Below are 12,452 nucleotides of genomic sequence, written 5' to 3'. Positions count from 1 at the left end.
CTCGTATCGGCAGTTTTGTACCACGCGTGAACGTTAACACAATCAGTTTGCAGGCAAGTTAGTCAACAATAAATCGCAGGTAAAAACGCGTATCTGAGAATACATGCCCTTCCCGCTTTTTCAGCTGTCTTTATTGACGGTAAATTTTCCGGCAGGATAGTTCCTGTCACCAGGATGGGTTCCCGACTGGCGTGGTAAAGAGGGTGACAAAGCAGGCGTTGAGCCCGGGAAGCCAAAGAGCGTCCGCGAAAGGCAGGAAGGATAACCTCTTCAGAAATTCGGTAACCACGTAAAAAAGCGACGTCTCCTTTTTCGCAAATTATCAGTCCGACACGAATTCCCTCTTCGTAAACAATATGCGCATCGCCTTCTGAAATATGATCGCTAAGCTCTTCGTCATCGACAGAGCACAGGTTGCCTCTTAAGGCTGGGATAGCTAACAACGCATGCTGATAGGCATCTATCAGAGCCTGTCGACACCATTCAAAATCGGCGTATTCAGCCAGTCTCAGGGTTACTGTGTCATCCTCATATTCTGCAGCACCAGACAGCCAGGCTGCATAGATGAGTTGGTCTGTTATACCGTGAACTTTTTCGTGGCCGGGCGTGAGAATACGAATGTACTGTGGCTTTAGCTGCGCCCACTCCTGGCAGACAGATTTAAGTACAGAACAATTGATGCTGGAGTCTGAAGCGACGATATCAATGAAAGGGCTGTTGATATCGCCCCCACGGTAACGCGGACCAGTAAGAAACTGCTGGCCATCAATATTGAGTTTTCGCTGTAGAAAATACGCCTGTGGTAAGCCAGTTTCTTTCCACGGGAACCGTGATGAAAAGGTACTATCCACACAGTATTTTTCCTGCTCAGAAATCCATTTTTCAAGCCAGCTATGGAGGATGTCCTGAGGCACGGGCAGTTCAGCATACTGAGAGAGCATGAATTTTAGCATCATATCCATCTGGCATAGTTCCCTGTATCAGTTCAGGCTCCACAGATTGCCCTACCTTTCGCTCAAACAGCAAGCCGCTTTCGGAACGACAGAGTCCACTTCTGGCACCTTGCAACGCTGGCAGAAGCGTGACATTAGAGGACCTGACAGGAAAGCCCCCGCCTTTCTGACTCAGGAAAAATAAGGGATCGGGTGAACGCTGTACGCAGCCCTCATCGAAAGGTGGTTGCCAGGCAATTATTCAAAAAAGTTTTTTGTCAGTGGTCGAGGACATGTTGTTGTTGATCTGGCGACTACCTCATTCGGTTATCTGCAAAAAGCTGGCATTTCCCCGCTGCGCACCAATCGGGATGAGAAGGGCTGAAGCGGGGTGCCGAGGCACATAATTCCGGTTGTCGGAGCCGGTTTGTCGTTAACCGGCTTTCACAGACTGGGCGACATCATTCACCGCACTCACAACGCCTTCTGCATTTTCCTGAATGCTGGCGATTACTTCACCCGCTTCACGCATGAGAGCAGCGCCTTCAGTGGTGTTCATCAGGCTGTTTTCAATGCCATTAAGCACCTCTTTAGCCAGCTGATTGTTGCTCGCCACAACCCGCTCAATTTCTTCGGTCGCGCTACTGACGCTCGCGGCGAGCGTACGCACTTCTGCCGCAACAACAGCAAAACTTCTTCCGTAGGTACCCGCCCTTGCCGCTTCAATCGCGGCATTCAGGGCAATCAGTCTTGTCTGCATGGCAAAGCTTCGGATGGTTTCAACCATACCGTCAATACTGTCAGACTGATCATTAAGCCGTGATACATCGGTCGACACGGCCCCCATCCCCTGCGCGATCCTGTCAATCATCCGGATGCTGTTTTCGATAACACTGGCACCTGCCTGCGCGCTTCCACGGGTCTGCACGGCCATATCCCATGCATGCACTGCCGCTTCCTGCTCTCTCTGATTACGCAGAACCTGTGCCGTTACATCTGTCGCAAACTTCACGATTTTGTAAAGCTGCCCGTCGCTATTAAAGACCGGGTTATAGGTTGCACGGAGCCACAGAGGCTCTCCCCGACGGTTAAGGCGTGGAAACTCGCCGGAAAAAAACTCGCCCTGATTCAGCTTTTCCCAAAACTGCCGGTATTCGTCACTTTTATAAAGTGTTTCTGAACAGAACAGCCGGTGATGTTTACCGACAACGTCTTCCCGTTTATACCCCGTGGTCTTCAGGAAGTTTTCATTTGCCTCGAGCACGACCCCTTCCGGGTTAAAGGCGATGATCGCCATCGAGCGGCCAATAGCATTGACGATGGCTTCCTGCTCAAGCGCGACATGTACGCGTTCTGAAATATCGGCCGCTATTTTAATGACCCTTGTCACCCGGCCACGTCGATCGGTCACGGGGATATAACTGGCTTCAAGCCATACAGGACGATTTCCCCTGGCAAGCCGCAGATACTTGCCGCTAAAGCTTTCTCCCCTGGCGAGACGCTGCCAGAACTGGCTGTAGTCCGGGGAGTTAACCAGCGAAGGCGGGCAAAATATCCGATGGTGATGACCGATGATTTCATCAGCACGGTATCCCATAGTGGAAAGAAAAAGTGGGCTGGCCTTATGTATTATCCCCTCCGGGCTGAATTCAATGACAGGCTTGTTCTTGCACAGCGCGTTATAGGAAGCGGACGAACGCAGGCGGCTCAGAGAAAAAATGTGTTTAAGGGAGGGCATACGCATCAGTTTTACCGGAAAAAGTTAGACTGATCCGGTTATCGGCAGTCTTGCCGCCAGCGTTATGTATTGCTGCGATAGCTGCAGATTATTATTTTGTGCAAAATTGGCCTGACGCCTTAGCGACGGGCAGTTATTCAGAATAAGTACACGCGTTTGCTCAATATGAACCCGCTTGTCGAATCCCTGGTATTCAAGCCGCCGGTGCGCGAGGTTACTCTTTCGCGATGGCTAAATAATTCAGCAGGCGTGTCATTTTACTTTGTGCGGGGATGTAGCCGGGTTTACTGGCATCAATCCAGCTCTCATCCGCTTCAGGATGAGGCCCGGTAAGCACAACGTTCCCTTTTCCATAGGCATAGGCCGCCATTGCAACGTCTCCATTGTTGTAATAAGCGATGGGGGTATAGCCAGGGCTCCCAGTGCTGTTACTCAGAAAGGGGCCATCCTGATAGTAAAAAGATTCTTTCTTACCATCCCATTTTACCGACAGCGTGTAATCCCCTTCGTTGTGGGCATCGGCACCTGGTCTGCCAACCTCTGAGTCAAGGGGGGCATTAATAAGCCCTATCCAGTTTCTGTCAGCCAGGTACGCACCCATACACAGCCCAAGGTACCCTTTACCAGAACGCACAAAATCACGGATAGCTTCAGCGCCGTCATCACCTATCGCATCGTAAGCTGCAGGGATGTCCTGCCCGCCTCCGGGCTGAATATACAAATCAAAATTTTTCAGGTTGTGGCGGTTCAACTTGAGCTTTTCGTTCTCGCCTATGTAGCTAATGGACAGTTTTAAACCTGTTTTAGCGAGTGATTTGACCACCATTTCTGAGCAGCCCTCACAACCGGCTTCTCCTCTGTAAACCGCTATATTCACAGGTTTACTGTCTGCAGCGTGTGTTGTCGGCGTATATCCTGCAACGGTGACAATCAGCACAGAAGTCAGCATAAAAATATTCAGGCGGCGTCTGTAAGGCGTGGCTTCAGATTTCATTGCGTAGTCCCAAAATTTTTAAAAAGACAATATGACTGTCTACAGGAAAGGCAAAAACTGCAAATGAAAGCGCTCTCTCATTGGGAGGGAGCCAGAGGATAAACGACGATGACGGTGCCGGATAACGCACGGTTATCCGGCATTAACCCACGTGAATTAACGCGCTTTTACTGCTTCGATGTTGCGCTGATCGACCGGTTTACCAGACCAGTAACCCGCCAGCAGCGAGCCGGAAAGATTGTGCCAGACGGAGAACAGCGCGCCAGGCAGCGCAGCAAGCGGAGAGAAGTAGATCTTACCCAGTGCGGCAGCCAGACCTGAATTTTGCATGCCTACTTCAATCGCCAGCGTACGGCAGGTGGATTCATCGAAGCCAAACAGCCGCCCGCCCCAGTAACCCCCGAGCAGCCCAATGCTGTTATGCAGGATCACGGCGGCGATCACCACCAGGCCAACCGACGTAATATACGCTGCAGAGCCCGCTACCACGGCGCTGATAATGGCAAGAATACAGACCATCGAAAAGGCGGGCAGCCACGGTTCAACGGCTTTCACCAGGCGAGGGAACAGGTGGTGCACAATCAGCCCCAGGCCAATGGGGATCACCACGATCTGTAAAATACTTAATAGCATGCCCATCACATCGACCTGAACATGCGCATCCACGTACAGGCGTGTCAGCAGCGGTGTCGCCACCACGCCAACCAGCGTCGACACAGAGGAGATGGTCACCGACAACGCAACATCCCCTTTTGCCAGAAAAATCATTACATTGGACGCCGTGCCACTGGCAACGCTGCCAACAAGCACCATCCCGGCGGAGAGGTCGGGCGGCATTTTGAAAATCAGCGCCAGCAGCCATGCGGCCAACGGCATCACCAAATAGTGCAAGAAAATCCCCGCAGCTACCGGTGCCGGGCGGGATAAGACCCGTTTAAAATCATCGATTTTCAGATGCACACCCATGCCGAACATAATCAGCATCAGCAGCGTCGTGACCCACGGGCCAATAGCAACAAAGGTGGATGGGAAAAAGTAAGCGAGAACGGAGAGCAGCAGTGCCCATAACGGGAACAGCCGCGTGAGAGTTGCGAGCATGGGGATATTCCTTGCGATCGTTGTGTTGTGTTTTGTTATAAACAGGCCGGGATCGAGCCCGACCATAGTTATTGTTTATCGTGCTAAGGAATATTATTCAAACAAATTATGATGAAGATGTTTTATGTTGCGCTGTGCAGGCTCTCCCAGCTCAGGCCAAAGCGGGCAAGGTATTTACGCAGGCGATCGGCATCGTTCGGGTTGGCTTTTTTCTGCCGGGAAACGGCAAACAGTTCACGTCCGGCTTCCGACAACGTCTGGCATCGACGGCACACTTCTATCACCGTTTCTAACTGGCGTTGATCGAACAGATCGAGCGTGCTGAAATCCAGCGCAGACGATCCCGATACCGGTACGCCGCGCCAGTGATGCTCCAGCCGCTGAATCTCCTCGTCAACCAGCGCATCCGTAATGCGCCCCTGCTCAGCCAGCGTGGCCATGCGTGCAATGGAGGTGCTGAGCTCACGGAAGTTGCCGCGCCAGGCGGCATGCGGTGAACACGCAAAACTCAAATAGCGCTCGCGCGCGCCTTTATCAAAACGGATTTGTGTTTGTTGCTCAGCGGAGAAGCGTTGCAGTTCGTACTCAATATTGGGGGCGATATCTTCCCGGCGCTCAGCCAGCCCCGGTAGCGCGAAAGTCCACATATTAATACGGGCAAAGAGATCTTCGCGGAAGCGACCTTCCTCGACCCACTGTTGCATATTGCGGTGCGTCCCGGCGATCAGTTGAAAGTCGCTGTGGACCTCTTTATCAGAACCGAATGGGAAAAAAGTCTTTTCTTCAATGGCTTTCAGCAGCATAGCCTGTTCATCCAGCCCCAGTTCGGCAATCTCATCCAGAAACAGTACGCCGCCATCGGCTTCGCGCAGCAAACCGGTACGCGCCTGCTGCGCGCCGGTAAATGCTCCCTTCACATGGCCAAACAGCGTTGACATGGCGTTATCGCCGCGCAGCGTGGCGCAGTTCACCGCGACCAGTCGCCCTTGCACGAGGTGCCGGGACTGGCGCAACTGGAAGATGCGTTTGGCGAGAAACGACTTTCCGGCGCCAGTTGGCCCGGTCAGCAGGATCGGCGCAGTCGATCGCAGTGCGACGCGCTCGATTTGATCGATCAGCCGGTTAAAGGTGGCATTGCGGGTATCAATGCCGGATTTCAGAAACGACACCGACTGCTGCTGTTCACGCTGAAAACGGCTGGTCAGCGTCGCGTAGCGGCTCAAATCCAGGTCGATGACCGAACAGACACCGGCAGCAATGGCCTCGTCAGACGCACCTTTTGCCGCCGGGCCGGTTTGTAACAGGCTGGCGGGAAGGTAGCGCGCTTCGGTCAGCAGGAACCAGCAGATCTGCGCGACGTGCGTCCCGGTGGTGATATGCACCAGGTACTCTTCATTCTCGGTGTCGAAAGGGTAGTGGGTCGCAAAATCGAGGAATGCGGCATACACCTCCTCGAAATCCCACGGATTTTTAATCATCACTGCATGCTTACGCACTTGAGTCTGCGGGGAGAGTTGTGTGATGTCATCCGCGGTCTGCTGGGCCAGCCCTTCATCGCGTGGTTGGTGCAGCAACTCCAGCCGGTCCACCGGCAAGTCCGGTTGTTGACACAGGCCGACAGTGGGTCGCCATTTGCGAAAACGATTCTGTCTTTTACCGCGCTTATCCAGCACGGTACCGAGAACACCAATCACTACCCGACGTTTCATGATTATCCCAAAAGATAAAAAGCGATAATAAAGGATAAAAAAGAATGTCTTCCGCTGCAATGCAGTTAATCAGTTAGAAAAATAAAAATATTAATATTCAATTAATTAAGAAAAATAACGCACCATTTTTTTTATTTTGGCACGCTTCTGGCAATAACTATCCTGTCAGCACACTGGTTAGCAGGGAGTTGTTTACCCGCCGGCGCACCGGGAACGGCGAGTGTCGTTTTCCGCAGGGGCGTTCCGTCAGTGGAAAGACCTATGCGAGAAGTCGGTTTTCTCTCGGGTTCGAATCCCGAATCGCAACCAATTATCTATGCAGATAACCATGATGCAGTACCCGGTAGCCCGTTGTTCAGGGCTACCCCCGACGACCGCCGGTAACGGCGCCGGGCCGCAGGCAAAACAGTGTTTCCCCTGTGGTTTCGCCCCTGCATCCGCGGTCGTTAAGGCAAAACAATTTAAGGAAAGCGTTATGACCAATAAAATCACAATACGTAAAGGTCAGTTAGGTTTACTGGCAAAAGAGGGCGACTACTACGCGGTGCTGGAAGCCGGAGAACACCGCCTGCCGTGGTTCAATAAACCCCAGGTGCTGGTGGTCAATATTGACGGCAGCGAAGTAGCCGAAGGGCTGGCGGAGTATTTGCGCCGCTTTCAGCCGGAATGGGTAGACCGTTTTTGCCTGGTTGCGGATATGCAGGATGATGAAGCGGGCGCGCTGTATCTGAACGGCGCACTGCAGGAGATTTTGCCGCCGTCGACGCGCCGTCTGTACTGGAAAGCGGATGACACCCTGAAGTTGGTGCGCATGAGCACCCGTGATGTGAGCGTGCCCGCAGAGATCCTCAATGCAGTGTTACAACCAAAACGTGGCGCGACGGTAAAAGGGCGCGACGCAATTCTGGCGGTGCAGGTGCCGGCCTGGCATGCCGGGGTGCTGAAAGTTGATGGCGTCACGCAGGCGCTGTTACCGGCTGGGTTAAGCGGCTACTGGAAAGTGAACCATCTGGTTGAGGCCGAAGTGGTGGATCTGCGTTTGCAGGTACTTGAAGTGAGCGGTCAGGAGATCCTGACGAAAGACAAAGTCACGTTGCGTCTGAACCTGGCGGCGAACTGGCGTTATACCGACGTGCTGAGCGCATTTGCGCAGTTGAGTAAACCACTGGATCACCTCTACCGCGAGTTGCAATTTGCGCTGCGTGAAGCGGTGGGTACCCGCACGCTGGATGAACTGTTGGAAGACAAGCAGATTATTGATGATGTGGTGAGCCTGCAGGTAGCGAACCGCATGGCGGCGTTTGGCATTGAAGTGGCATCGCTGGGGGTGAAAGACATCATTCTGCCTGGTGAGATGAAAGCCATTTTGTCTCGCCTGGTCGAAGCAGAAAAAACGGCGCAGGCCAACGTGATCCGCCGTCGGGAGGAGACCGCCGCCACTCGTTCCTTGCTGAACACGGCGAAAGTAATGGAAAGCAACCCGGTCGCCCTGCGACTGAAAGAGATGGAAACCCTGGAGCGTGTGGCGGAACGCATCGATAAGATCTCGGTCTTCGGTGGTCTGGACCAGGTATTGCACGGCCTTGTGAATATTAAAGGAAATCATGATGCAGCATAACGATTATCAACTGCTGGCGCAGGCCAATACCGCGCCAGTAAAAATGTGGACGCACGGCGTACCGGTGGAGCCGGAGGCGCGCGACCAGTTGCTGAATACAGCCAAAATGCCATTTATCTTCAAACATCTGGCGGTAATGCCGGATGTCCATCTCGGGAAAGGCTCGACCATTGGCAGCGTGATCCCGACCAAAGGGGCGATTATCCCGGCGGCGGTTGGCGTGGATATTGGCTGTGGAATGATTGCCGTACGCACGTCGCTGCTGGCAAACGATCTGCCGGATAACCTGAGCGGGTTGCGTAGCGCCATTGAGCAGGCGGTGCCGCACGGGCGTTCAGTTAACCGATCGAAACGTGATAAAGGGGCGTGGGAAACACCGCCAGAGGAAGTGGATAACCACTGGGCGCAACTGGCGCCGCGCTTTAAGCGATTGACGGATAAATATCCCGGATTGGTAAAAACCAATAACTACCAGCACCTGGGAACATTGGGTACCGGTAACCACTTCATTGAAGTGTGCCTGGATGAGCAACAGCGGGTATGGGTGATGTTGCACAGCGGTTCGCGTGGCGTGGGGAATGCCATTGGCAATGTGTTTATCACGCTGGCCCAGCAGGATATGCAGCAGCATATCGCCAACCTGCCGGACCGAAACCTGGCCTACTTCCAGGAAGGGAGTCAGCATTACGACGACTACCTGGAGGCGGTGGAATGGGCGCAAGATTTTGCCCGTCATAACCGCGAAGTGATGATGTCGCGCGTGCTTGCTGCGCTGTCGCGCATTGTCAGCAAACCGTTTATGACGCAGCAGGAAGCCGTCAATTGCCACCATAACTATGTGCAAAAAGAGACGCACTTTGGTGAAGAGATCCTGGTGACGCGTAAAGGGGCGGTTTCCGCTCAGAAAGGCCAGATGGGTATTATTCCTGGTTCGATGGGCGCAAAGAGCTTTATCGTGCGCGGTCTGGGAAATGAAGAGAGCTTCTGTTCGTGCAGCCACGGCGCAGGTCGAACAATGAGCCGTACGGCAGCAAAGAAACGCTTTACCGTAGAAGACCAGATCCGTGCAACGGCGCATGTGGAATGCCGCAAAGATAGCGATGTGATCGATGAGATCCCCATGGCTTATAAAGATATTGATGCCGTGATGACGGCGCAAGCCTCGCTGGTGGAAGTGGTGCATACCCTGCGCCAGGTGGTGTGTGTAAAAGGATAAAAGGTATGGCGTTTCACAGTGTTGATGCCGCAATGCGCGAGCGTGTGCGGCAGGTTTTACACGAGGTTGAGCAGAAATATGGCGTGAAAGTGCTGTATGCCTGCGAATCCGGCAGTCGCGGGTGGGGCTTTGCCTCCCCGGACAGCGACTACGATGTGCGTTTTTTATATGTGCATCAACCGCAGTGGTACCTGCGCGTTGAACCACAACGTGATGTGATAGAGCTGCCCATAGACGCTGAACTGGACGTGTGCGGCTGGGAGTGGCGAAAAGCGCTGGGGTTGCTGAAGGGGGCCAACCCGACCCTGATAGAGTGGCTGGATTCGCCGGTTGTTTACCTGCAGGATGACGCCACGCTGGCCGCGCTGCGTGCTCAGGTGCCGCACTGGTTCTCCCCGGTGAGAGCACGCTGGCATTACTATTCGATGGCAAAGAAAAACTTTCGCGACTATTTGCAGGATGAGCAGGTACGGCTCAAGAAATACTTCTACGTGCTGCGCCCGTTGTTGGCCGTGCGATGGATAGAAGCCGGAAAAGGCATGCCGCCGATGCGTTTTGCCACTTTGCTGGACGGTAGCGATTTGGGCATGCCATTACGCGCGGAAATCGACGACCTGTTAGCGATAAAACAGCGGGCAGGAGAGGCGCAATATGGCGCGCGTCGGCCACTGTTGCATGCCTTTATCCAGCATGAGCTGGCGCGAGGCGAAGAGCCGGAAACGCTGCCGGAAAGCCGTAGCGGTAAGGTAAGCGAACTCGATCGGTTGCTGTATCAGACGGTAATGGCATGACGTAAGGTATGGCGTGTTGAGCTTATCTGGCCTGCAGTCTGCGCAGGCCAGATAAAGCAAAACCATTATCCGGCAAGGCTTACTCGAACAGATTATGGTGCAACTTCTGCACCACCTGCTCGGCTTCTGCCCCCGGCACAAGGAAGCACAGGTTATGGCTGGAGGCACCGTAGCAGATCATGCGGATATTAAACGGATCCAGCACCCCAAAGACCTCTTTACCCACGCCGCAGGCTTTCGACAAATCGTTGCCGATCAGCGCAACCAGCGCCAGGTTCTCTTCCACTTCCACGCGGCACAATGACGACAGCTCGGTTAGCAGCGCCTGCGTCAGCAAAGTATCACCCGTTGAGGTGGATCCGGTGGTATCCAGCGTCAGTGCGACGCTGACTTCGGACGTGGTGATAAGGTCAACGGAGATATTGTGCCGCGCCAGAATGCCGAACACCTCTGCCAGGAAACCACGGGAGTGCAACATATTGAGGCTGTGTAGCGTCAGCAGCGTCTGTTTGCGGCGCAACGCCAGGGCACGGAACAGCGGTGGATTGGTCGTTTTATTGCAGACCAGTGTGCCGCCCGCTTTAGGATCTTTACTGGAGCCAACAAACACCGGAATGTCGCTGCGAACAGCTGGCAACAATGTGGCAGGATGCAGCACTTTCGCGCCAAAGGTCGCCATCTCTGCTGCTTCTTCAAAGGCGATTTCATCAATGCGTTTTGCCGCTGGCACCACGCGAGGATCGGTGGTGTAGATGCCAGGCACGTCCGTCCAGATATCCACGCGCGTGGCGTGCAGCGCTTCACCCAGCAGGGCGGCGGTGTAGTCGCTACCGCCGCGGCCCAGCGTGGTGGTGCGCCCTTTGGCCTCGCTACCAATAAACCCTTGTGTCACGACCAGGCTGTCGCTAAGGCGTGGAGCCAGTTGCGCAGAGGCCAGTTCCGCCAGTGCGGCAACATCCGGCTCGGCACGGCCGAAACGATCGCTGGTGCGCATCACTTTGCGCACGTCAAACCACTGTGCCTGCACGTTACGTTCGCGCAGCACTTCAACAAACAGCAGGGTCGACATCAACTCCCCGTGGCTAACCAGTTCGTCGGTCAACGCGGTAGAGGTTGCCAGAGAGGCCGCTTCGGCGAGTGTGGTGATATTTTCCAGCAGGCGTTCGATCTCTTCACGGATCACATCCGGGTTCGAGAGCTGTTCGAGGATATCAAACTGAATTTTGCGAATGGCGTCGAGCTTGACGAAACGCTCGCTGGCTTCCAGGCCTTCTGCCAGAGCGACCAGCAGATTCGTCACGCCAGCGGAAGCAGAAAGCACCACCAGGCGTACCTGTGAATCGGACAGGACCACGTCCGCACTGCGGTTCATGGCATCGTAATTGGCAACGCTGGTGCCGCCGAATTTGGCGACAACTAAATTAGACATAACAACCTCGTGTCAGGGGATCCACTATTTCAGCCATGGCACAAGGGAAGAGCGAAAAACGGGGTGGGCGCAGATATCAAAGCAACTACGTTTTCCCCAGAAGTGCTCCACCTTGCGAAACGCCCGACTGGGAACGTTTCTGGTGACAACCCAGAGGATTCAGCCTCTGTAGCCGATAACAAGCGCTGCCTGGCGTGTTGTTATCTCGGCGTTGCTCCCCCTCAGGTGTCGTCTTTAGTCTGGCACTTCGAACACCGTGTACCTGGGCAACGCGCCTCTTCTGGCTATTACCTTCGCCTTTCGCGCCGCAGCGGTGTTGGCTGCCTTCGCTTACCCCAGTCACTTACCGATGTAAGTTCCTGGAGATGCGCTCAGTTGCCGCCTTGCTGCAACGCGAAATGCTTTGGTAATAAGTACCTTTGCCTTTCGCGCCGCAGCGGTGTTGGCTGCCTTCGCTTACCCCAGTCACTTACCGATGTAAGTTCCTGGAGATGCGCTCAGTTGCCGCCTTGCTGCAACACGAAATGCTTTGGTAATAAGTACCTTCGCCTTTCGCGCCGCAGCGGTGTTGGCTGCCTTCGCTTACCCCAGTCACTTACCGATGTAAGTTCCTGGAGATGCGCTCAGTTGCCGCCTTGCTGCTGACGAAATGCGCTGGTAATAAGTACCTTTGCCTTTTACGGCTCGGTAATACAACTCAATTTACGCCGCGTACGCGCGGAGTGTGCCGTTATAAATAAAGCGTCAGCGGGTACGCTGTCAACGACGGGATTATGCGGATTTTTCATGGTGCTTTGGGGATCAGTAAAATGCCTTATGTTGTGTGCAAATGTCCCGCTTATTGCGGCCGTTTTGCGCATTGCGCACCGGGTGCGAAACAAAAACCATCACAATTTTCCCTGGCAGGCGCTACAATCGACCGCAGTC

At 54.0% G+C, this 12,452-nt stretch carries 9 protein-coding genes and 1 riboswitch; of the genes, 3 read left to right on the top strand and 6 right to left on the bottom strand.

All coding sequences use genetic code 11. The features are described from left to right. Positions 1 to 62: 62 nt before the first annotated feature. The 5 genes from ACUY4S_RS21770 to rtcR form a co-directional block, all read right to left on the bottom strand. Positions 63 to 962 carry a GNAT family N-acetyltransferase gene (locus ACUY4S_RS21770; RefSeq protein ID WP_312690480.1) on the bottom strand — a complete coding sequence of 300 codons (900 nt, stop codon included), beginning with the start codon at positions 960 to 962 and terminating at the stop codon, positions 63 to 65. Between the two features lie 403 nt (positions 963 to 1,365). Next, complete coding sequence (locus tag ACUY4S_RS21765) at positions 1,366 to 2,670, bottom strand: methyl-accepting chemotaxis protein (RefSeq protein ID WP_409429818.1); 1,305 nt, start codon at positions 2,668 to 2,670, stop codon at positions 1,366 to 1,368. Between the two features lie 214 nt (positions 2,671 to 2,884). Further along, positions 2,885 to 3,664: a BPL-N domain-containing protein gene (locus ACUY4S_RS21760; RefSeq protein WP_458023559.1), complete on the bottom strand. Its 780-nt coding sequence runs from the start codon at positions 3,662 to 3,664 to the stop codon at positions 2,885 to 2,887. A 156-nt stretch (positions 3,665 to 3,820) separates the two neighbouring features. Beyond that, positions 3,821 to 4,762 carry a ketopantoate/pantoate/pantothenate transporter PanS gene (gene panS / locus ACUY4S_RS21755; RefSeq protein ID WP_458023560.1) on the bottom strand — a complete coding sequence of 314 codons (942 nt, stop codon included), beginning with the start codon at positions 4,760 to 4,762 and terminating at the stop codon, positions 3,821 to 3,823. Between the two features lie 122 nt (positions 4,763 to 4,884). Beyond that, entirely contained in the window at positions 4,885 to 6,474 is a 1,590-nt protein-coding gene (rtcR, locus tag ACUY4S_RS21750; RefSeq protein WP_458023563.1) for an RNA repair transcriptional activator RtcR, read from the bottom strand. A 472-nt stretch (positions 6,475 to 6,946) separates the two neighbouring features. Between rtcR and ACUY4S_RS21745 the strand changes: the two genes are divergently transcribed. From ACUY4S_RS21745 to ACUY4S_RS21735, 3 genes are read left to right on the top strand one after another with little or no spacing between them, the layout of a single operon-like run. Then, positions 6,947 to 8,089, top strand: a complete 1,143-nt coding sequence (locus tag ACUY4S_RS21745) for a slipin family protein (protein ID WP_312690472.1) — start codon at positions 6,947 to 6,949, stop codon at positions 8,087 to 8,089. Then, the gene (locus ACUY4S_RS21740) at positions 8,079 to 9,305 is read left to right on the top strand and encodes an RtcB family protein (protein ID WP_312690518.1); all 1,227 of its coding nucleotides are present in this window, start codon (positions 8,079 to 8,081) and stop codon (positions 9,303 to 9,305) included. Before ACUY4S_RS21745 ends, ACUY4S_RS21740 begins: the two co-directional genes overlap by 11 nt. Before the next feature lie 5 nt (positions 9,306 to 9,310). Continuing rightward, positions 9,311 to 10,096 carry a nucleotidyltransferase domain-containing protein gene (locus ACUY4S_RS21735; RefSeq protein WP_312690470.1) on the top strand — a complete coding sequence of 262 codons (786 nt, stop codon included), beginning with the start codon at positions 9,311 to 9,313 and terminating at the stop codon, positions 10,094 to 10,096. Between the two features lie 79 nt (positions 10,097 to 10,175). Here ACUY4S_RS21735 and lysC read toward each other — a convergent pair whose 3' ends face one another. Then, a complete protein-coding gene (gene lysC / locus ACUY4S_RS21730) occupies positions 10,176 to 11,525 on the bottom strand; it encodes a lysine-sensitive aspartokinase 3 (protein WP_312690469.1) in 1,350 nt (449 codons plus the stop codon). Between the two features lie 92 nt (positions 11,526 to 11,617). Beyond that, positions 11,618 to 11,813, bottom strand: a riboswitch (Lysine riboswitch). Positions 11,814 to 12,452: the final 639 nt, after the last annotated feature.

It is taken from the genome of Kosakonia beeri, from assembly GCF_054165705.1.
Note: the sequence above shows the minus strand (reverse complement) of the source record. Positions and strands in the feature narration are given on the sequence as shown.